Annotated in this window: 18 protein-coding genes; 12 read left to right on the forward strand and 6 right to left on the reverse strand. The window is 64.1% G+C overall.

The features are described from left to right. Window positions 1-3: 3 nt before the first annotated feature. Both F3H35_RS15920 and F3H35_RS15925 read right to left on the reverse strand, forming a co-directional pair. Window positions 4-945 (reverse strand): alpha-E domain-containing protein, encoded by a 942-nt coding sequence (locus F3H35_RS15920; RefSeq protein WP_149780527.1) that lies wholly within the window; start codon window positions 943-945, stop codon window positions 4-6. Window positions 946-951: 6 nt separating this feature from the next. After that, a complete protein-coding gene (locus F3H35_RS15925; protein WP_149780528.1) occupies window positions 952-2,376 on the reverse strand; it encodes a circularly permuted type 2 ATP-grasp protein in 1,425 nt (474 codons plus the stop codon). 283 nt (window positions 2,377-2,659) lie between these two features. Between F3H35_RS15925 and F3H35_RS15930 the strand changes: the two genes are divergently transcribed. From F3H35_RS15930 to F3H35_RS15940, 3 genes are all read left to right on the forward strand, one after another. Further along, window positions 2,660-3,079 carry a universal stress protein gene (locus tag F3H35_RS15930; protein WP_149780529.1) on the forward strand — a complete coding sequence of 140 codons (420 nt, stop codon included), beginning with the start codon at window positions 2,660-2,662 and terminating at the stop codon, window positions 3,077-3,079. A 30-nt stretch (window positions 3,080-3,109) separates the two neighbouring features. After that, window positions 3,110-4,006, forward strand: a complete 897-nt coding sequence (locus tag F3H35_RS15935) for a cation diffusion facilitator family transporter (protein ID WP_149780530.1) — start codon at window positions 3,110-3,112, stop codon at window positions 4,004-4,006. Window positions 4,007-4,152: 146 nt separating this feature from the next. Beyond that, window positions 4,153-4,719, forward strand: coding sequence for a phosphoribosyl-AMP cyclohydrolase (locus tag F3H35_RS15940; protein ID WP_149780531.1), 567 nt, complete (start codon window positions 4,153-4,155; stop codon window positions 4,717-4,719). A gap of 7 nt (window positions 4,720-4,726) precedes the next feature. Here the strand turns inward: F3H35_RS15940 and F3H35_RS15945 are convergent, their stop codons facing one another. From F3H35_RS15945 to F3H35_RS15955, 3 genes are all read right to left on the reverse strand, one after another. Beyond that, the gene (locus F3H35_RS15945) at window positions 4,727-5,479 is read right to left on the reverse strand and encodes a response regulator transcription factor (protein WP_149780532.1); all 753 of its coding nucleotides are present in this window, start codon (window positions 5,477-5,479) and stop codon (window positions 4,727-4,729) included. Further along, window positions 5,454-7,124 (reverse strand): sensor histidine kinase, encoded by a 1,671-nt coding sequence (locus F3H35_RS15950; protein ID WP_188130005.1) that lies wholly within the window; start codon window positions 7,122-7,124, stop codon window positions 5,454-5,456. Before F3H35_RS15950 ends, F3H35_RS15945 begins: the two co-directional genes overlap by 26 nt. A 191-nt stretch (window positions 7,125-7,315) precedes the next feature. Then, window positions 7,316-7,897, reverse strand: a complete 582-nt coding sequence (locus tag F3H35_RS15955; protein ID WP_149780534.1) for a DUF1285 domain-containing protein — start codon at window positions 7,895-7,897, stop codon at window positions 7,316-7,318. A 69-nt stretch (window positions 7,898-7,966) separates the two neighbouring features. Between F3H35_RS15955 and F3H35_RS15960 the strand changes: the two genes are divergently transcribed. The 5 genes from F3H35_RS15960 (at window position 7,967) to F3H35_RS15980 (ending at window position 16,148) form a co-directional block, all read left to right on the forward strand. After that, window positions 7,967-8,974, forward strand: a complete 1,008-nt coding sequence (locus F3H35_RS15960; RefSeq protein WP_149780535.1) for an AAA family ATPase — start codon at window positions 7,967-7,969, stop codon at window positions 8,972-8,974. Further along, window positions 8,971-9,849 carry a DUF58 domain-containing protein gene (locus F3H35_RS15965; protein ID WP_149780536.1) on the forward strand — a complete coding sequence of 293 codons (879 nt, stop codon included), beginning with the start codon at window positions 8,971-8,973 and terminating at the stop codon, window positions 9,847-9,849. The genes F3H35_RS15960 and F3H35_RS15965 overlap by 4 nt, the downstream gene beginning before the upstream one ends. Next, window positions 9,846-12,629, forward strand: a complete 2,784-nt coding sequence (locus tag F3H35_RS15970) for a DUF4159 domain-containing protein (protein WP_149780537.1) — start codon at window positions 9,846-9,848, stop codon at window positions 12,627-12,629. Before F3H35_RS15965 ends, F3H35_RS15970 begins: the two co-directional genes overlap by 4 nt. Further along, window positions 12,626-14,674 (forward strand): hypothetical protein, encoded by a 2,049-nt coding sequence (locus tag F3H35_RS15975; RefSeq protein ID WP_149780538.1) that lies wholly within the window; start codon window positions 12,626-12,628, stop codon window positions 14,672-14,674. The genes F3H35_RS15970 and F3H35_RS15975 overlap by 4 nt, the downstream gene beginning before the upstream one ends. 76 nt (window positions 14,675-14,750) lie before the next feature. After that, window positions 14,751-16,148 carry a methyl-accepting chemotaxis protein gene (locus F3H35_RS15980; protein ID WP_223228447.1) on the forward strand — a complete coding sequence of 466 codons (1,398 nt, stop codon included), beginning with the start codon at window positions 14,751-14,753 and terminating at the stop codon, window positions 16,146-16,148. A gap of 83 nt (window positions 16,149-16,231) precedes the next feature. On the opposite strand, the gene F3H35_RS15985 is transcribed toward F3H35_RS15980, so the two are convergent. Further along, window positions 16,232-16,945, reverse strand: a complete 714-nt coding sequence (locus F3H35_RS15985) for a DUF599 domain-containing protein (protein ID WP_149780540.1) — start codon at window positions 16,943-16,945, stop codon at window positions 16,232-16,234. A gap of 81 nt (window positions 16,946-17,026) precedes the next feature. Here F3H35_RS15985 and F3H35_RS15990 point away from each other — a divergent pair, with 81 nt between their 5' ends. From F3H35_RS15990 to glcF, 4 genes are read left to right on the forward strand one after another with little or no spacing between them, the layout of a single operon-like run. After that, window positions 17,027-18,466, forward strand: a complete 1,440-nt coding sequence (locus F3H35_RS15990; RefSeq protein WP_149780541.1) for an FAD-linked oxidase C-terminal domain-containing protein — start codon at window positions 17,027-17,029, stop codon at window positions 18,464-18,466. Window positions 18,467-18,518: 52 nt separating this feature from the next. Beyond that, window positions 18,519-19,658, forward strand: coding sequence for a glycolate oxidase subunit GlcE (gene glcE / locus F3H35_RS15995; protein ID WP_149780542.1), 1,140 nt, complete (start codon window positions 18,519-18,521; stop codon window positions 19,656-19,658). Further along, complete coding sequence (locus F3H35_RS16000; RefSeq protein WP_149780543.1) at window positions 19,655-20,023, forward strand: hypothetical protein; 369 nt, start codon at window positions 19,655-19,657, stop codon at window positions 20,021-20,023. Before glcE ends, F3H35_RS16000 begins: the two co-directional genes overlap by 4 nt. Beyond that, window positions 20,020-21,351, forward strand: a complete 1,332-nt coding sequence (gene glcF, locus F3H35_RS16005; RefSeq protein ID WP_149780544.1) for a glycolate oxidase subunit GlcF — start codon at window positions 20,020-20,022, stop codon at window positions 21,349-21,351. Before F3H35_RS16000 ends, glcF begins: the two co-directional genes overlap by 4 nt. The last annotated feature ends 13 nt before the right edge of the window (window positions 21,352-21,364 follow it).

The following is a 21,364-nucleotide window of genomic DNA, read 5'->3' on the forward strand; positions in this document are numbered from 1 at the left end:
CGCTCATTCGTAGAACCGGAAGTCGATTTCGATCTGTCGGGCGATCTGCCCCAGATGATCCAGGATTTGCTGAATGCATTCATGCAGCCCGAATTCGAACACCGCCCCGATGTCATGTGACAGATAAAGCCGTTCCAGCTGATCGACCTGCTTGAGCGACGGCAGGGGCGTCCGTTTGCCCTTGTGCAGATAGCGCAGATTGTCGCGCAGCTTGCCCACGCAGAACGCCAGGCTCCGCGGCATCCGCCGGTCGAGTACCAGGAATTCGGTGATCTCCCTGGGGCCGCCGCCGGCACCGTATTCCATCCGGAAGCCGCCCCGCGCCGAGACCGAGCGCAGGATCGTCTCCCACTGCACATTGTCCAGTGACGTGCCCACCGCGCTGGCCGATGGCAGCAGCACGTAATACTTCACGTCGAGGATGCGCGCGGTGTTGTCGGCGCGTTCCAGAAAGGTGCCGATCCGGGCGAAATCGTAGATCTCGTTGCGCAACATCGTGCCATGCGTCATCCCCCGTACCAGCGCCGTCTGCTGCCGGATCGCGCCCAGAACGGCAGGCAGATCGCGTTCCGACACCTTGCGCGCCAGAACCTCGCGGCTTTTCATGTAAGTGGCGTTCACGGCCTCCCAGACCTCGCCGGTCAGGGCGGTGCGCACCATGCGGGCGTTCTGCCGCGCGGCTTCGATGCAGGACAGCACCGAGGAGGCGTTGGAGCGCGACCGCAACAGCCAGTCGATCGCGGCCTCCTTGGTGACACTGTCGTTCTCGGCCCGAAACGCATCCAGCGCGCCGGCAGATTGCAGCACAGAGACCCATTCGCCATCGCCATCGGTCAGGCGCGTCAGCGCAATGCGCTGTCCTGTTTCGATCAGGCGGGCGGTATTTTCGGCCCTTTCCAGATAGCGATACATCCAGAACAGCCCGTTTGCGGTTTTTCCAAGCATCGCGCGTCAGTCCTCCAGCACCCAGGTGTCCTTGGTGCCGCCGCCCTGGGACGAGTTCACCACCAGTGATCCTTTCTTGAGCGCAACGCGCGTCAGGCCGCCGGGCGTGATCTTGATCCCCTCGGGACTGACCAGCACGAAGGGCCGCAGATCGACATGCCGCGGCACCAGCCCGGTGCGCGAGAAGATCGGCACGGTGGACAGGCTGAGGGTCGGCTGCGCGATGTAATTGCCGGGCCGCGCCATCAGTTTCTTGCGGAAGGCGGCGATCTCCTTGCGGGTCGCGGTCGGCCCGATCAGCATGCCGTAACCACCCGAGCCATGCACTTCCTTGACCACCAGATCCGAAAGATTGTCCAGCACATGCGCCAGTTGGTCGGGATCCGAACAGCGCCATGTCGGCACGTTCTGAAGAAGGGGGCGTTCGCCGGTATAGAACTCGACGATCTCGGGCATGTAGGAATAGACCGCCTTGTCATCGGCGATGCCGGTGCCGGGTGCGTTGGCGATGGTGATTCCGCCGGCGCGGTAGACATCCATGATTCCCGGCACGCCAAGCTGACTTTCGGGATTGAAGTTGAGCGGATCGAGAAAATCGTCATCGACCCGGCGATAGAGCACATCGACGGGCTTGTAGCCGCGTGTGGTGCGCATCGCGACACGCCCGTCCACCACCCGCAGATCATGCCCTTCGACCAGTTCGACCCCCATCTGATCGGCGAGGAACGCATGTTCGAAATAGGCCGAGTTGTAGATCCCGGGGGTCAGTACCGCCACGACGGGTGCGTCCCCGCCACCCGAGGGCGCGCAGGCCGCCAGCGACCGGCGCAGATCGGTGGGATAATTCTGCACCGGCTGAACCCGGTTCTGGCTGAACAGCTCGGGGAACATCTGCAGCATGGTCTCGCGGTTTTCCAGCATGTAGCTGACACCCGACGGCGTGCGGGCGTTGTCTTCGAGCACATAGAATTCCCCGGCCCCGGTACAGACCAGATCGATGCCGACGATATGCGTATAGACCCCGCCCGGAGGGCTGACGCCGATCATCTGCGGCACGAAAGCGTCATTGCGGCTGATCATGTCCTCGGGGATGCGCCCGGCCTTGATGATCTCCTGCCCATGATAGATGTCGTGCAGGAAAGCGTTGATCGCGCGCACCCGCTGTTCGATCCCGCGCGACAGCTTGAGCCATTCGGATCCCGATATGATGCGCGGGATGATGTCGAAGGGGATCAGGCGCTCCTCGGCTTCGGCCCGCCCATAGACATTGAAGGTGATGCCCGTCAGGCGAAAAAGCTCTTCGGCCTCGCGTTGCTTGGCGCGCAGGCGCGCCGGATCCTCATCCCCAAACCAGTCGTGAAACTTGCGGTAAGCCGGGCGCAGTGACCCGTCATGTCCCCACATCTCGTCGAAAGTCGTCGTTTCGTTCATTATTGGCCCCCAACCTCTTTCGAGGACGCCTCAGATTAGTCCGATCGTCACGGGGTACGCCTGTTTCATGCGCGCGGCACCGGATCACCCCGGAATTATGCACAATTGTTGGCGCATTCGCACAATAAATGACCTTTTTGAAATTCCTGGCTGCAGGCGGTGTTTCGCCCGGGGCGAATGCTGCCGCTTCCAGGCACCGGAGCGCCGGTCATGTGCCGCGCCGATTTTGCGAATCATCTAGGGCCATGCAACCTTGTCACGCCAAGTTGCAGAAAGGCCCGTGATGCCCCGTGAAACCAAGCTCATCCTCTGCCCGGTCAATCTCCGCCACGTGAAGTTCGAATATCACGCCTATCAGGAAGCCGTCGAAATGGCGCAGCGCCGCGGTGCCAAGCTGATCGTCGCCACCGTGGCCCCCGAGATAGAGCGGAACCTGAACATCTACGATTCAGGACAGTATTGGGGCGATGAGCTGAAGAAATTCATTGCGTCCCATCCCGCCGAAGGGGTCGAGATAGAAACCGTCGTCTGCAAGGGGGCGGTGCACCGGCAGATCGTCAAGCTGGCGACCGCCCGAAAGGTCGATATCATCGTGATGGACGCCGCCAATCCCAAGGTTCAAGATTATCTTCTGGGCACCACCGCGAGCCATGTGGTCACCCATGCCGAATGCTCGGTCTACGTGGTGCGCAACCCGTCCTGACGTCTGCGCGGTCCCTGCAGGAGGCGGATGATGCCGCACGATCACAGCCATGTCCCTGATCTGAAGGGTGACCGGCGCGTCGCCTGGGCGGTGGCGGTCAATATCGTGCTGACCCTCGTGCAGATCGCGGCGGGTGTCGTTTCGGGCTCTCTGGCGCTGGTTGCCGATGCGGTTCACAATCTGGGCGATGCGCTGTCGCTGGTCATCGCCTTTGCCGCGCGGCGGATCGGGCGGCGTCCGCCGGATGCCAGCATGACGTTCGGCTATGGCCGGGCCGAGGTGGTGGCGGCGCTCATGAATTACACGACACTGATCGTCATCGCGGTCTTTCTGCTGGCCGAAGCGGTGCAGCGGGCCATCAACCCAAGTGGCGTCGAGGGATGGATCGTTGTCGTGGTCGCGGGCGTGGCGCTGGTCATCGACACGCTTACCGCATGGCTGATCCACGGCATGTCACGGGACAGCATGAACATCCGAGCGGCCTTCTTGCACAATCTGGCCGATGCCATGGGATCGCTTGCGGTCATCGTCGCGGGCACGCTGATCCTGCTTTATGACTGGCGGCTGATCGACCCGCTGGTGACTGTGATGATCGCGGGCTACATCCTTTTTCATGCGGCCAAGGGTATTCGTCCGGCCATCCATGTGCTGATGCTGGGCAGCCCCGACAGCCCTACGCTGGACGAGGTGGCGGGCGTCCTGTGCGACATGGACCAAATAGAGGGCGTGCATTCGGTGCATCTGTGGCGCATGCAGGAACATGAAAACGCATTTCAGGCCCATGTCGTCATGGCATCCGGCGCCGATGCAATGACCCTTAGGGCGCAGATCAAGGACAAACTGGCGGATCGTTTCGGCATTCTCCACGCCTCGATCGAGATCGAGACCGCAAGTGCCCAATGCCGTGATCCGGGTCTGATCGGCTGACAGGGGCATCGTCGAGCCGCCGCTCTGCCATCCGGTCGCATTTTAATCTTTCGTTCATCTTTGGCTCATGCGGCAGTCAGGCTCGGTCCTTAACTGATGGTCATGCCGTGCGGATGGTCCGTGCGTAACCAAAAGGACAATACACCATGAAATCAGTTGTTTCGGCAGTTGCTGCTGCATCCTTTTTCACGGTTTCGGCAAGCGCCGTTCTGGCCGTTGAAGCCACGATGATCGACACCACCATCACCCAGGCCGAGGTCGAGGCCGCGCAGGTGGCGTGGGGCGAGGCGCTTGTTCAGATCTCGAACGACTACGCCGAAGGCGGCATCGACAAGGCGCGCGCCACTGCCGAGGCCGTGATCGACGCGGCCTATGGGTATGGTATCGGCCCGGTCTTGTTCAAGCCGACGCTTGCCGCGGCGCCGCAGACATTCCGCACGACGTCCGAAGGCGCCTTGGCCTATTTCGTCGGTCATGACGAGAACTTTCCCGGCGATTCTGGTTTCGCTCTGAAGGGCTGGACCGCGGTGGAAATCGAGAATGCCGCCATTTTCATCAGCGGCAATACCGCCAAGACCATCGGCAATGTCCACATCACCGACACGACAGGCGCGGTGACGACCGTCGACAAGACATGGGGCTATCAGCGCGATGACGAGGGCAACCTGCGGATCGTGCTCCATCACTCATCGCTGCCGTTCAGCGCAAACTGATCGCGCCTCACGGCGCGTCCACCCCGTCTCCACTCGTGTCTAAATCCCCGGCATGGTGGGGGCGGGGTCCGGTTATCCGATACCCAAGCCCGCGTACCGCCGTGATCGCCACATCCGGGTCAAGCCGGACGATCTTGCGACGCAGGCGGCTGACATAGACATCGACGATATTGGTCAGCGGATCGCGATCCGCCTGCCAGACCCGCGACAGGATGCGTTCGCGGCTGATGGTGGCGCCATTCGCGGCCACCAGCAATTCCATCAGCGCCATTTCCCGCGCGCTGAGGATGGTCTCGATGCCGGCGCTGCGCAGACCCGGCAATTGCCGGTCCAGCGTGATCGTTCCGATGCTCGTGGGCTTTACGGCCGCCGGGGTCCGGCCGCGTCGCATCAGCGCTTCGATCCGCGCCAGAAGTTCGTCGAAATCAAACGGTTTCGTCAGGTAATCATCCGCGCCGCGCCGCAGCCCATCCACCCGCTCATGGCTTTCCCCCATCGCGCTGAGCATCAGGACGGGCACATGATGGCCGCGCTGCCGGAGCATCTGGCACAGGGTCAGCCCGTCTAGCTCGGGCAGAAGCACATCCAGAATAACCACACCCGCGCTTTGCTGACTGACGCAGCCGCGCGAAAAGGTTTCGGCAGCCGCCAATCCGGCGCGTCCGGTCCGAACCCATTGCACGCCATATCCTTCGGCCTGAAGGCCGCGCATCACGAAATCGGCCACGCGGGCGTCATCCTCGATCAGCAGAATGTCCATGTGCCTCTTTCTCCTCCTGGTCGGGCCTGTCGTCCGTCACCGCCAGAGGCAGGCTGACAACGGCGATGACCCCTTGCCCGTCAGGCCCGCCCCGTATCTCGAGCACGCCGCCCTGCGCGTGTGTCAGCTGCCGCGCGATGGCCAGCCCAAGCCCCAGCCCGTCCGGTCGATGCATCCGCGCGCCCTCGGACCGCCAACCGCGATCGAACACCCTGTCCAGATCATCGGGATCGATGCCGATGCCCTGATCGCTGATCTGGATTTCCAGCCGATCTGCAGACTCCTGCGCCACCGCAAGGCGTACCGTGCCGCCGGGATGCGAATAGCGCAGCGCGTTATCCAGAAGGCAGCCGAGCACCTGCCTCAGCCGCGCGGGATCGGCCCGCAGCGTCACGTCGCAATACGGATCGGGGCCGTGCAAGATCACCTCGCGCTCCCGGGCAAGGCTCTGCGCCGTCTCAAGCACCGGGCCGATCACATCTGACAGCCCGATATCGCGCGCCGCAATCAGGGGTTGGCCCTTGGGGTCGCGCACGAGAACCAGCAGATCCTCGATCAGATGTCCCATCTGGCGCGTGACGCCGACAATCCGCTCAAGTGCCGTGCGATATGTTGTCGGGCTCACCGCCTTGTGCCGCAACGCGACCTGCGCCTCGCCCCGGATGACGGTCACGGGCGTGCGCAATTCGTGACTGATATCGGCAAGCAACTTTTGCCGCGCCCCTTCCGAGGCGGCCAGTTCATCAAGCGTGCGCCGCAGTTCAGCGGTTCGCGCGGCCACGGTCCGTTCCAGTTCGGCGCGGTTCTGCTGACCGCGCGCACGGGCTGCTTCGACTTCGGTGGCCATGGCGTTCAACTGCTGGCCGAGGGTTACGAATTCGGTGTCGCGGAACCGGTCGAACCGATAGGTGAAGTCACCCTCTTGATAGGCGCTCAGCCCGTCTTCGAGATGTTTCAGCGGCTGACGCAGGCGACGAGCCAGAAGAACGGCCATGATGAACGTGGCAACAAATCCGAAGCTGCCCGCCGTCACGAACAGACCGCGCGCCGCAGACAGGCCATCATCCGCCCGAGTGCGTTCCCGGTCGAGCGCTGCGGCCTCAACCTCCAGCGCGTCACGCAGCGCATCAGCCAATGGTACGCCACGCAACTGGTCGAAATCCGCGTCGATCACCGCCATCGGCCATGCCTGGCTGTCATCCTGTATCAGCAAGCGCGCTGTTTCGCGGTCCAGCTTGCCGACCACGTCGTTCAGAAAATCCAGCAATCCAAGCCGTTGCGCGTGTTCATCCAGAACCTTGCCGCGTTCCAGATCGAGCTGCGCGGCACGCTCGGCCTTGTCGGCGATGCGGGTGATCTGGGCGCGCATCCGCATGAGGCTGGCATCCCGCTGGCCCGGGTCGGCCACCTGATCCAACGCCTGCTGATAGCTCCATTTCCGCAGGCTGGCCTTTTCAAGGTCGAACTCCAGCAGGCTTGTGTAGATGTCGCTTGCGATCCTGCCCCGTTCGACCCTGTATTGGGATTGTGCCAGAACCTGCCAGCCGAGCCATGCAAAGATCACCGCAGGCGCGGCGAGCCCTACCATCGCAAGCTGCAATTGCGCCGCGTAGCTCAATGTCCTGTGAGGCCCAAAACCTGTCATGCGCGCCGCCCTGTCGCCCGTTGTGCCTGTGGTGCAGGCCATGTTCGGGCCGTCTATCGTTGTGCGACGCTTCAGGCTGTACATAGCCTCTCAACACACCGCAAAAATCACCGGATGACCTTGCCAGCCGCCGGAGGCGTCTGGCAATCTCGGCGCCACATTAGCGCAGGTGCCGCCCCGCCGCCCGCGCCTCAAAGATCAGGCAGGTCCGCCTCGGGGATCATGGGAAAGAACATGCCCCCGGACCATAACCCGAACCAGCCATCCGATATCTCGCCGATCTCGGCCAAGCGGTAAAAGCTCTTGCGGTCGATCAGCGCCTCCAGCCCGTCCCGGATCATCACATATGGTGACGGCTCTCCGCTGTCGGGGTCACGCTCCACCCGGATCTGATTTTCGGGGCCGGCGACGACCTTGTCACCGATATTGGTCTCGAAAATCAGGTCCTGCTGCGGGCCGCTGCCCTCGGCTTCGACATCGACCGCCACAAAGGGCGCGTCCTCGACCGTGATTCCCACCTTTTCCACCGGCGTGACAAGGTAATACCGATCCCCTTCGCGGCGCAGGATGCCTGCGAACAGCTTCACGAGACCCGGCCGGTTGATCGCGCCACCCTCGTGATACCACGTCCCGTCGCGCGCGATTCGGATGTCCAGATCACCGCAATATGGCGGACTCCATTGACGAACGGGCGGTAAACCCTTGCCTTGCGCCGCCCTGACCGAGGCGGCAAGACTGTCCACTGACAGCGTCGTGATCGTATCGTTGCTCATTACTTTTGCCATTTCGGTTTCGCGCGATACACTCTTAGGGGAAGATATAGTCCCGACAGGAGTTTTGCCATGACCGATGACGCCGATCTGCTTGCCGGTATTGAAGCGCTGGAAGACAAACTGGCGCAGGCGCGCGCCTCGATCACCCGCCGCTTCATCGGACAGGAGCGGGTGGTCGATCTGTCCCTGTCGGCGCTTTTATGCGGTGGCCATGGGCTTCTGATCGGCCTTCCGGGTCTGGGCAAGACGCGGCTTGTGGAAACGCTCAGTACGGTGATGGGCCTCAATGCCAATCGCGTCCAGTTCACGCCCGATCTGATGCCGGCCGACATTCTCGGCTCAGAGGTGCTGGAAACCGCGGCAGATGGCGGGCGGGCGTTCAAGTTCATTCCCGGCCCGATCTTCTGCCAGCTGCTGATGGCCGACGAGATCAACCGCGCCAGCCCTCGGACGCAATCGGCGTTGCTGCAGGCGATGCAGGAACGACAGGTGACCGTCGCCGGCGAGGATCGGCCCCTCGACGCGCCGTTCCATGTTCTCGCCACGCAGAACCCCATCGAACAGGAAGGCACCTATCCCTTGCCCGAGGCGCAGCTTGACCGCTTTCTGGTGCAGATCGACGTGCCCTATCCCGACCGCGACACCGAGCGTGGCATCCTGTTGGCCACCACCGGCGCCGAAGAGGCGACGTCCCATCAGGTGTTCGACGCGGCCCAGCTGATCGCGGCGCAAAAGCTGCTGCGCCGGATGCCTGTGGGGGAATCGGTTGTCGAGACGATCCTCGATCTGGTGCGCGCCTTCCGTCCCGAAGACGCAACCGCCCCCGAGGCCGTCCGCAAGGATGTGGCATGGGGCCCCGGTCCTCGTGCGGCACAGGCCCTGATGCTGACGGTGCGTGCGCGGGCCATGCTGCAGGGGCGTCTGGTGCCCGACCTCGACGATGTGGCGGCGATGGCCCAGCCGGTGCTTGCGCATCGTATGGCGCTGAATTTCGCGGCCCGCGCCCGTGGCGAAAGCCTTGAAGGCCTGATCGCCGAAACCGTCTCGCAGATCACACGGGTCGAGGCCGCAGCGTGACCGACGCCGCCCATCTTCGCGCCAGATCCGAGGCCGAAGCCGCCCCGCTGCCGCCGCTTCTGGCGCGGGCCGAGCATTTGGCCGGGACCGTGCTTTTGGGCGAACATGGGCGCAGGCGTGCGGGCATGGGCAACGATTTCTGGCAATACCGCCCAGTGATGCCGGGCGACGCGCGCCGCGACATCGACTGGCGCCGCTCTGGCAAGTCCGATGCGCAATTCGTCCGGCAACTGGAATGGCAGATCGCACAAAGCGTGATGATCTGGGTGGATGACGCGGCCTCGATGCGGTTTTCCTCGGATGCGAGCCTGCCCGAAAAGGCGGATCGCGCGCGGGTTCTGGCGCTTGCGGTGTCGATCCTGCTCAACCGCGCGGGCGAACGTGTCGGCCTGACCGGTCAGGCTCTGCCGCCGCGCCGGGGGGAAACCCAGATCCTCCGGCTGGCCGAGGCGCTCACGCAAGAGAGCGATGAGGATTACGGCACGCCCGATCTCAACGGCCTTCTCCCGCATGGCCGCGCGCTCTTCATCTCGGATTTCCTCGGCTCCATCGATGCCGTGCGCGCCGCCCTGACCAGCGCAGCCGATCGTGGCGTGCAAGGTGTACTTCTCCACCTTCTGGACCCCGCCGAAGAGGCGTTTCCCTATCGTGGGCGCACCATCTTCGAAAGCATGGGCGGCACCATGGCGCATGAAACGCTCAAGGCGTCGGATCTGCGTGACCGGTATCTCGAACGGCTGGCCGAGCGTAAGGCCGAGCTGCAATCGCTTTGCGCCGCAACTGGCTGGCATTACGGGCTTCACCACAGCTCGGATCCGGCGCAATCGGCGCTGTTGTGGCTTTATCGCGCCTTTGACGGGGGGATGTCGCGATGATGCTGGGCCCCATCGGATTTACCGCGCCCTGGCTTCTGCTCGCGCTGGCTGCGCTGCCGATCCTGTGGATCCTGCTGCGCGCCGTGCCGCCCGCACCGATCCGGCGCCGGTTTCCCGGTGTGGCGCTGCTTCTTGGGCTGAAGGACGACGACACCGTGACCGACCGCACGCCGTGGTGGCTTTTGCTGTTGCGGATGCTGGCGGTGGCAGCGGTGATCGTGGGTCTGGCCGGGCCGGTGCTCAATCCGCGCAGTGCCGATGATGCGGCGCGCACCGGCCCGCTTCTGATCGTGATGGATGCCAGCTGGGCCAGCGCCCGCGATCACGCCGCGCAGACGGGTCTGCTGGATGGGCTCCTGTCCGAGGCGGGCCGGGCCTCAAGGCCCGTCGCCATACTTCGCCTGACCGATCCCGAACCCGTGACCTTCCGCTCGGCCGAAGACTGGCGCAGCCGTTTGTCCGGGCTGGCGCCCGATCCTTGGGCGCCCACCCCCGCCATGATGCAGGATGCTCTGGCGATGCTGGGCACGCAGGAATTTGAAACGCGCTGGTTTTCCGACGGGCTGTCGCGTCCTGGCCGTGATGCGCTGCTCTCCGAGCTCGAGCGTCGCGGCCCGGTGACCGTGCATGAAAGCCCCGCACCCATCATCGCGTTGAAACCGGCGGTGATCGAGGACGGGATCGTGCAACTCAGCGCGCTGCGCGCCACCCCTGGTGCTGCGCGCGACATCACGGTCGAGGCGCATGGCCGCGATCCGCAAGGCGTGCCGCGTCTTTTGGCGACCTTGCCGATCACCTTCGAGGAAAGCGCCCTTGAGGCGTCCGGCGAATTGTCCTTGCCCGGTGAATTGCGCGGTCGTCTGACCCGGTTCGAGATCGCGGGGCAGGGCACTGCCGGCGCCGTCAGCCTGACCGATGACAGCCTCAAGCGCCGCGAGGTCGCCCTGATCGCCGGGCGCGAAGACCGCGAGGGGCTCGAACTTCTTTCGCCGCTGCATTACCTGGAACAGGCGCTGTTGCCGTCGGCTGATCTGCTGGATGGCGCGCTGATGGATATCCTTCCCGCCAACCCGGATGTGATCGTGCTGGCCGATGTGGCCGTGCTGTCCGCCGCCGAGCAAGAGGCCCTGCTGGACTGGCTGGACAAGGGCGGGCTTCTCTTGCGGTTCGCCGGTCCGCGCCTTGCCGCGTCGGATGTGTCGCGCGACAGTGAAAGCCCGCTGCTGCCAGTGCGCCTGCGGGCCGGTGGGCGCACCGTCGGCGGCGCCATGAGCTGGGGTGAGCCGAAGACGCTTGCGCCCTTCCCTGATGACAGCCCCTTTGCCGGGCTGAGCATTCGTGATGATGTGACCGTCTCGGCGCAGGTCATGGCGCAGCCCGATCCAACACTTGCCGACCGTGTGATCGCGCAGCTGACCGACGGCACCCCGTTGGTCACCCGAAAGCGTGTCGGCGCCGGGCAGGTGGTCCTGTTCCATGTGACCGCCAATGCCGAATGGTCGTCGCTGCCGTTGTCGGGGCTGTTCGTGCAGATGCTCGAACGTCTGGCCGTGTCCTCGGCCGTGGCGCTGCCGGACATGGCCGAGATGCAGGGCACCACATGGCAGCCGGTTCAGGTGCTCGACGGGTTTGGGCAGTTGCGCGATGCGGGCACCTTGCCGGGGATCGCGGGCGAGCGGCTGATCACGGATGCGCTTGGCCCAAACCTGCCTCCGGGGCTCTATGATGGTCCGGACCGCCGTCTTGCGCTCAATGTCACCCGCGCCGACACTGTGCTTTCACCCGTTTCATGGCCCTCGCGCCTTCCGGTCGAAGGGCTGGCACGTGCGCCGGAAACGCCGCTTGGCGGCTGGCTTCTGGCGCTGGCCTCGGTGATCCTGTTGGCGGATATCGTGGCATCGCTTGCGCTGTCTGGGCGCCTTTTGCCGGCGCGTGCCGCGGGATTAGTCCTCGGCGCGGTGATGCTGCCGGGCCTGATGCTGCCCGTGCCCCCCGCCGCCGCGCAAGAGGGGACGCCTTCGACGCTGGACAAGGAACTGCTGGCCGTATCCGAAGTGGTTCTGGCGCATGTGCTCACCGGCGACCGCGGGTTGGATGACACCGCGCGCGCCGGTCTTGCGGGCCTGTCGGAAACGCTGTTCTTCCGCACCTCGGTCGAGCCGTCCGAGCCGATCGGCGTTGATCTGGAAACCGATGAGCTGGCGGTTTACCCGTTCCTCTACTGGCCCGTCACCCCCGAACAGCCGATCCCCTCGCAAGAGGCCTATGCCAAGCTCAACAGCTATCTGCGCACCGGCGGCATGATCCTTTTTGATACCCGTGATGCCAACGTCGCGGGGTTCGGCGCATCCTCGCCCAATGGTCAGATGTTGCAACGGCTGGCCCAACCGCTTGACATCCCGCCTCTCGAGCCGATCCCCGAGGATCATGTGCTGACGCGCACCTTCTATCTCCTGCAGGATTTCCCCGGCCGCCATTCCGGTCGCCCTGTCTGGGTCGAGGCCGCACCCGCCGATGCCGAACGGATCGAGGGAATGCCGTTCCGCAATCTCAACGACAACGTGACCCCGGTGGTGATCGGCGGCAATGACTGGGCGGCGGCCTGGGCGATGGACAATCGCGGCGCGCCGCTCTTTCCCGTCGGGCGCGGCTATGCCGGGGAGCGGCAGCGCGAACTGGCCTACCGCTTCGGTGTCAACCTCATCATGCATGTGCTGACCGGCAACTATAAATCCGATCAGGTGCATGTCCCCGCACTTCTGGACAGGCTGGGCCAATGACCTCGAGCATCGTTTTCGACCCGCTTTTGCCTGTCTGGCTGATTGCTGCGCTTGGTGCGATCATGGCCGCCGGCATTGCGCTGGCGCTCTGGAGGGGGCTGTCGGGCTGGCCCTTGCGGGCGCTGGCGGGGCTGGTGATCCTCGCCGCGCTCATGGGGCCGGTCTATCAACAGGAAGACCGCCAGCCCTTGAACGATATCGTGCTGATCGTCGAAGACCAAAGCGCCAGCCAGCGTCTTGCCGACCGCGCGGCGATGACCAGCTCGGCTGCCGACGATCTGGCAGCCCGGCTCGAGGCGCGCGACAACACCGAGGTGCGCCGCATCACCGTGCCCGACGGTGCCGACAACAGCGGCACCCAGGCCATGACCGCCCTTGCCGAAGCGCTGGCCGAAGAACCCCGAGGCCGCATCGCCGGGGCGATCCTGCTGTCCGATGGCCAATTGCATGACATCGACCGCGCCCCCGATCTGCCTGCGCCGCTGCACCTTCTTCATACGGGCCGCGCCGCCGATTGGGACCGCCGCCTCGAGATCCGCAACGCCCCGGCCTTCGCCATTCTGGGCGAGGAAGTGATCCTAACCCTGACCATCACCGATGACGGCTCCGCCCCCGAAGATGTCCGCAACGTGCCGCTCGACATCTCGGTCGATGGCGCCGAACCGCGGCGCTTCGAAGTGCCCCTTGGCCGCGAAGTCGACCTGCCGCTGACCCTGCCGCATGGCGGGCGCAATGTGCTGCAATTCACCACCCCCTTCGTCGAGGGCGAGTTGACCGACCGCAACAATACCGCGCTGGTGCAGATCAACGGCGTGCGCGACCGTCTGTCGGTTCTCCTGGTCTCGGGCGAGCCTCATGCAGGCGGGCGCACATGGCGCAATCTTCTGAAATCCGACAGCTCGGTCGATCTGGTGCATTTCACCATCCTGCGCCCCCCAGAGAAACAGGATGGCGTGCCGGTCCGCGAACTCTCGCTGATCGCCTTTCCCACCCGCGAGCTGTTTCTCGAAAAGATCGAGGATTTCGACCTCATCATCTTCGACCGCTACAAGCGGCGTGGCATCCTGCCGTCGATCTATCTGGACAATGTGCGCAACTATGTCGAACGGGGCGGCGCGGTGCTGATTGCGGCTGGCCCCGATTTCGCTTCGGCCGACAGCCTGTATCGCACGCCGCTTGAATCGATCGTCCCGGCCCGCCCGACGGCCCGTGTTCTGGAAGAACGCTATCGCCCCAAAGTGTCCGAACTGGGTCAGCGTCACCCCGTGACCGCCGGGCTGGAGCAGGAATATGATGGCGAATGGGGGCGCTGGATGCGTCAGATCGAGGTGGAGCAAGCCACCGGCGATGTGGTCATGACCGGCAAGGATGACCGTCCGCTTCTGGTGCTCGACCGCGTCGGCGAAGGGCGTGTGGCGCTTCTGGCCTCGGACCATGCATGGCTGTGGAACCGGGGCTATGAGGGCGGCGGCCCGCAACTGGAATTGCTGCGCCGCCTTGCCCATTGGATGATGAAGGAACCCGAGCTCGAGGAAGAGGCGCTTTGGGCCGAGGCAACGGGCCAGCAGATGCGCGTGATCCGTCGCTCGCTCACCGATGATGTCGGGCCTGTCACGATCACCACACCGTCGGGTGACACGATCGAGAGGGACCTCGAAGAAGTCAGTCCCGGCCGCTTCGAGACGCTGTATGACGGCCCCGAGATCGGCCTCTACCGGCTGGAAAACGGCGAACAATCCGCCGTGATCGGGCTTGGCCCCGCAGCACCCGTGGAATTCGAACAGACCATCGCAAGCGCCTCGGCCCTGCAACCGGTGCTGGAGCGCACCGGCGGCGGCGCAAAGGCTTTGGAGGACGGGCTGCCGCGCATCCGCGAGGTCCGCGAGGGACGTCCGGCATCGGGTCGTGGCTGGATCGGCATCACGCCGCGCGGTGCGTTCGAAACCGCCTCGGTCACTCAGACCCCGCTTTTGCCCGCCTGGGCGGTGTTGCTGCTCATCTCCGGCCTCATTCTCGGAGGCTGGCTGCGCGAAGGCCGACGCTAAGCGATTCATTTCATGCTAAAACATCGAGTCCATGTGCCGTTCTCTTCGGTGAGACATGCACACAAAGGACCTCAAAGTGACACTCGATATTTCATCCGCTGGACCCCTGAGCGAGGCTGACTCAGCACTGCTGGATATGGTCAATCGCACCCAGGCGGTCATTCATTTCACCGTCGATGGCACCATTATCGAGGCGAACAAGAATTTTCTCGCAGCGGTCGAATACCGCGCAGAAGACGTGGCCGGCAACCATCACCGGATTTTCGTCGATCCCGAATACGCCCGCAGCAGCGATTATTCCCGGTTCTGGGAGCGTCTTCGCGAAGGTCACAGTTTTTCGGATCAATTTCCGCGCCGCACCCGGACAGGCCGCAGGCTCTGGATTCAGGCGACCTATGCGCCCGTCTTCGACGAGTCCCGCAAGGTCATCCGAGTCGTCAAGATCGCCACTGACATCACCGAACGCCGCGAAGCGATCGAGGATGTGGCCAAAGCCCTTGACCGTCTGCGTGATGGCGATCTGACCCATCGCGTCAAGGTCAGCAAGCTTCCGGACGTCGGGATCCTTGGTGAGGCGTTCAACAACACGGTCGAAGGCTGGAATGCTCTTCTTGGGCGCGTCTCGTCCGTGACAGGCACGGTTCGGAAAATCAGCGATCAGGTGCAGCTGTCGTCCGAAAACCTGTCCGAGCGTACATCGACACAATCCGCCGCGCTCAGCCAGACAGCCGCTACCGTCGAACAACTCACCGAAACCGTGCGCGTCGCCTCCGAAGAGGCGCAGCGCGCTAATGTGATCGCCAGCACCTCCAGTTCCAAGACCGAAGGCAGCAGCCGGCTTGTCGAAGAGGTGATGGAGGCGATGACCCTCATTCAGAAATCCTCTGGCCGCATCTCGAACATCGTCACGGCGATCGATGCGATCTCGGTGCAGACCAACCTTCTGGCGCTCAACGCCGCGATCGAAGCCGCCCGTGCCGGTCCTGCCGGGCGTGGGTTCGCCGTTGTCGCCTCCGAGGTGCGCCAGCTTGCGCAGCGCAGTTCGGACTCCGCGCGCGAAATCGCCGAGCTGATCGCCGAAAGCGCGCGCCATGTCTCGGACGGGGTGGATCTGGTGAATCGCGCCGGTCAGGATCTGGGTGAAATTTTCGATGGTGTCGGCGGGCTTTCCGAAATCGTCGGACGTATCGCGCATGGCTTCAGTGACCAGTCCGCGACCCTGTCGCAGATCAACAGCGCCATCTGTCAGCTTGACCGCGTGACGCAGGAAAATGCCGAAATGGTGGTCCAAAGCACGTCAGCCTCGCGGCTTCTGTCGCAAGCATCGGCCAGCCTTGCCGGCGAGATCGATAGCTTCCATACCGACGCCACGGCCAAGGCCGGCGGTCCGCAGCCGCTCCGTTCGCAGAATGACACGCAGCGGAATGGCGCAGCGGCGTATCCGGGGTTCAACGGCAACGGGCTTGCGCATTGACGCAAGTCCAGCGCGCGCCCTTGATAGGGGGTGGGCAGCGATAGGGTTCGGGGCGGCGCGGTGATCCGTGCCGCCCTATCCCGTCAGTTGGTTCCGCCGGAGCTTTCAGGTTCCATCAGAACGGTGCGCGAATGCGACGCGAATTCCCGGCGCAGCAGCACGAGGCAGGTCAGGCCCGCCGCTACGATCAGCGCCTCCGCACCCAACAGCCAGACCGTCGCCGCCAGCGCGAAATACACCGACCGCAGCCCACGGTTGAAACTTTTGGCCGCGGTGATGTTGATCTCTCCTGCCTTTGCGGCGCGCTTCGCCGCCAGAGGATTGTCGGCCTCGTTCGGCACCGCCGCCATCAGCACGGCGCAATAGCCGAACAGCCGGTTTGACCAGACGAACTTGAGAAACCCGTTGGCGAGGAAAAGGATCAGCACCAGAACCTTGACCTCCCAGACGATCCTCGGATCCGCGCCCAGTGTCAGGTCTTTGGCGACCCCGATGAATCTCTCCATGTTCCCGAAAAGCGCAAAGCACCCGCCGATCGCGATCATCGTGGCCGAGGCGAAAAAAGAGGTGCCCTGTCTGAGCGTCGCAAGGATCTGCGCGTCGAATATGCGCGGATCCCGCGTGATCATCTGCACCAGCCATTCCCGCCGGTACTGAGCCATCAGAACCGACACCGAGGGATATTTTCGTGGTGGATTTTCAATTACATAACCGATAATGATCCACCCGCCGAACAGCACGGTGGCAGCGACATAATCCAATGTCGAAAACAAGCTCAGGCGATCCATCCAATTCATGCGGGCACGATACAGCCGACAAGAACAACTTGCCAGCCGCTGAAATTGGTTATATTTTATTACCAATAGGGAGGATCGCCGATGGAAATGCCACGTCCCAACCCGGACATCATTGCGCGCAAGGCCGAGCTGGTCTCGCGCATGCTGGAGGTATTGCCCGCGGATGCGGTGATCTCCGATCCGTCCGAAACCCGTGCCTACGAATGCGACGCGCTCACTGCCTACAAATGTCCGCCGCTGGCCGCGATCCTGCCCTCCTCCACGCAGCAGGTCTCGGATGCCCTGCGCATCTGCCACGCGATGGGCGTGCCGGTGGTGCCGCGCGGCTCGGGCACATCTCTGGCCGGTGGCGCCCTGCCTACCGCCGACAGCGTGATCCTTGGCGTGGCGCGTCTCAATGACGTGCTCGACACCGACTATGACAACCGGTTCATCAAGGTACAGACCGGCCGCACCAATCTGTCCGTGACCGGCGCCGTCGAGGAGCATGGGTTCTTCTATGCCCCCGACCCCTCCAGCCAGCTGGCCTGCGCCATCGCCGGCAACATCGCCATGAATTCAGGCGGCGCGCATTGCCTGAAATACGGCGTGACCACGAACAACCTCATGGGCGTCACGATGGTGTTGATGGATGGCACCATCATGGAACTTGGGGGCGCGCATCTCGATGCGCCGGGCTATGATCTCCTGGGCCTGATCTGCGGCTCCGAAGGGCAGCTTGGCGTGGTCACCGAAGCCACCCTTCGCATCCTTCACAAACCCGAAGGCGCCCGCCCGGTCCTTATGGGCTTCGACAGCAACGAGGTGGCGGGCCAATGCGTCTCGGACATCATCAAGGCCGGTGTCCTGCCGGTCGCGATCGAGTTCATGGACCGCCCCTGCATCCGCGCCTGCGAGGCGTTCGCCAAGGCCGGCTACCCCGATTGCGAGGCGCTTCTGATCGTCGAGGTCGAAGGCTCGGACGCCGAAATCGACGAGCAGCTTGAAACCATCATGGCGATCGCCCGCACCCACAATCCGGTGGAATTGCGTCAAAGCACCTCCGCCGAGGAAAGCGCCCGCATCTGGCTGGGTCGCAAATCCGCCTTCGGCGCCATGGGCCAGATCAACGATTACATGTGCCTCGACGGCACCATCCCGGTCAGTCAGCTGCCTTTCGTCCTCAAGCGGATCGGCGAGATGTCCAAGGAGTTCGGTCTCGATGTGGCCAATGTGTTCCATGCCGGTGACGGCAACATGCACCCGCTGATCCTGTTCGACGCCAACAAGCCCGGCGATCTGGAACTCTGCGAGGCGTTCGGCGCCGAGATCCTCAAGCTTTGTGTCGAGGTGGGCGGCTGCCTGACCGGCGAACACGGTGTCGGCATCGAAAAGCGCGATCTGATGGTCGATCAATACGCGCCTCAGGATCTGGAAATGCAGATGGCGGTCAAGGACGTGTTCGATCCGAAATGGCTCTTGAACCCGGCCAAGGTCTTCCCGCTACAATCCAGCGAATCCCACCGTATCGCCGCCGAATGACGGCGCCTTGCCGTCCATCCGCCTGCGACGCCTGCCTCGGAGTATCACCGCAATGACCATCCTCACCCCCGAGAGCGAGGCCGATCTTGCCGCCATCGTCGCCAGTGCCGACACGCCCTTTCACGTACAGGGCGGCGGCACCCGTCCGATCGGCGGGCCAACCAACGGCACCCCGCTCAGCACGGCGGGATTGTCCGGCATCGAACTCTATGAGCCGGGGTCTCTGACCCTTGTGGTGCGTGCCGGCACCCCTGTGGCCGAAGTCGAAGCCGCCCTTGCCGCTGAAAATCAGCGCCTCGCCTTCGAGCCGATGGACCATCGCGGCCTTCTGGGCACCAAGGGAGAGCCGACGATCGGCGGTGTGATCGGCGCGAATGTCTCCGGGCCGCGCCGTATTCAGGCAGGTGCCGCGCGCGATTTCCTTTTGGGCGTCCGCTTCGTCGATGGGTCGGGACAGGTGATCCGCAATGGCGGCCGCGTGATGAAGAACGTGACCGGCTATGATCTGGTCAAGCTGCTGGCCGGAAGCTACGGCACCCTTGGCATCCTGACCGAAGTGGCCCTCAAGGTGCTGCCGGATACCGTCACCACCGCCACCTTGTCGATCCTTGGGCTGGATGATGTATCGGCGGTTGCGGCGCTGTCGCGCGCTCTTGGCTCGCCCTTCGAGGTGACAGGCGCCGTGCATCTGCCACAGGCGCAGGGCGCCGCCCGCACCCTGATCCGGATCGAAGGCTCCGAAGCATCCGTCGCCTATCGCGCGGCCGAGTTGCAAAAACTGCTGGCCGGCTTCGGTGAGGTGCTTTTTGACCACGATACCGCCGCCAACCGCGCCCTTTGGCAAGATCTGCGTGATGTGACGGTGTTCCACGACCGTCCGGGCGATGTCTGGCGGTTGTCGGTCAAACCCTCCGATGCGCCGGGGATCGTGGCGTCGGTGCCGGGCGCCGAGGCGCTTTACGACTGGGGCGGGGGGCTGATCTGGCTTCTGGTCCCCCAAGGTACAGCCCCCGCCGTGATCCGCCAGCCCGTGGACGATGCGGGCGGCCATGCCACTCTGATCCGGGGCAATCGCAACGCGGGCGTGTTTCATCCGCTGCCCGCGCCGGTGGCCGCGCTGCAGGACGGGCTGCGCCTGAAGTTCGATCCGAACGGGCTGTTCAACCCCGGGCTGATGGGACAGACCGCATGACACTGGCGCTGACCTTTCTTCTGATCTTCGGCGTTGGTCCGGCGCTGTTCATCGGCTTGTGCCGCCTATCGCCCGATATGCGCGGGGTGGCTTCCTTGTGGGTGCTCGCGGGCGGCTGTACCGGCTTGGCCTTCGCGGTGAAATCGGGTGCGGTCACGCCCGGTCTTGGCGCAACGGCGCAAGCCCTTGTGCCGCTGGCGGCACTTTGGCTGGCGTGGATTGCTGTGCTGGCGCTGTGCATGCTGGCGATCCGCGCCCGGGTGCAGGACGCCGCCACCCTTCGGTGGGCGCATGCCATCGGCGCAATGGCCACGACACTGCCCTGGTTCGGGCTCTACACGGCACAAATGGTGAGCGAACGATGAAAACCGAATTCACGGCTGAACAACTGCAAGACCCCGCCATCGCGCGCTCCAATCAGATCCTGCGCGCCTGTGTGCATTGCGGCTTCTGCACCGCCACATGCCCGACCTATCAGGTGCTCGGCGACGAGCTCGACAGCCCCCGTGGCCGCATCTATCTGATCAAGGACATGCTGGAAAACGAGCGTGTGCCCGATGAAAAGACCGTCAAGCATATCGACCGCTGCCTGAGCTGCCTTGCCTGCATGACGACCTGTCCATCGGGCGTGCATTACATGCATCTCGTGGATCACGCCCGCGACTATATCGAAAAGCGCTACAAGCGCCCCTTCGGGGATCGCGCCCTGCGCTGGATCCTGGCGCGGATCCTGCCCTATCCGATGCGCTTCCGCGTGGCACTTCTGGGGGCCAAGATCGGCAGGCCCTTCGCGGCGCTGATGCCCGATGCCCGGCTTCGGGCGATGCTCGAAATGGCGCCCAAACAGGTACCCCCCGTCAGCCGCAATGACGATCCGCAGACCTTTGCCGCCCATGGTACCCCGCGCAAGCGTGTGGCGCTTATGACCGGCTGCGCGCAACGGGCGCTGAACACCGACATCAATGACGCCACCATCCGCTTGCTGACCCGTCTGGGCTGTGAGGTGGTCATTGCCGAAGGCGCGGGCTGCTGCGGGGCGCTGACGCATCACATGGGCAAGACTGACGAAAGCCACCGCACCGCCGCCCGCAACATCCGCGCCTGGACCCGCGAGATCGAGGGCAAGGGGCTGGATGCCGTCGTCATCAACACCTCGGGCTGCGGCACCACGGTCAAGGATTACGGCCATATGTTCCGCGATCACGCCCTGGCTGAACAGGCCGCCACCGTGGCCGGTCTTGCCTGCGATATCAGCGAGCTTCTGATGCAGCTCGATCTGCCCGAGGGCGCTCCGCGCGAAATGACCGTCGCCTATCACGCCGCCTGTTCGCTCCAGCATGGCCAGCAGATCAAGACCTATCCCAAGGACCTGCTCAAGCGCGCGGGCTTCACCGTGGTCGAACCCGCCGACAGCCACCTGTGCTGCGGCAGCGCGGGCACCTACAACCTGATGCAGCCCGAGATCTCGCGCCAACTGAAAGCGCGCAAGGTCCGCACCCTCGAGGCCCGCAACCCCGATGTGATCGCCGCAGGCAATATCGGCTGCATGATGCAGATCGGCTCGGCCACCGGCATTCCCGTCGTCCATACCGTCGAACTGCTGGACTGGGCCACCGGCGGGCCGATGCCCCCCGCGATGCAAGCCGGTCACAGTGCCGAACCCCGAATACCGAACCTGCGCGGCGCGCCTTAATTTCGTCCCACAA

Origin of the sequence: Roseovarius litoreus (assembly GCF_900142765.1) — a bacterium.
GTDB classification, from domain to species: Bacteria; Pseudomonadota; Alphaproteobacteria; order Rhodobacterales; family Rhodobacteraceae; genus Roseovarius; species Roseovarius litoreus.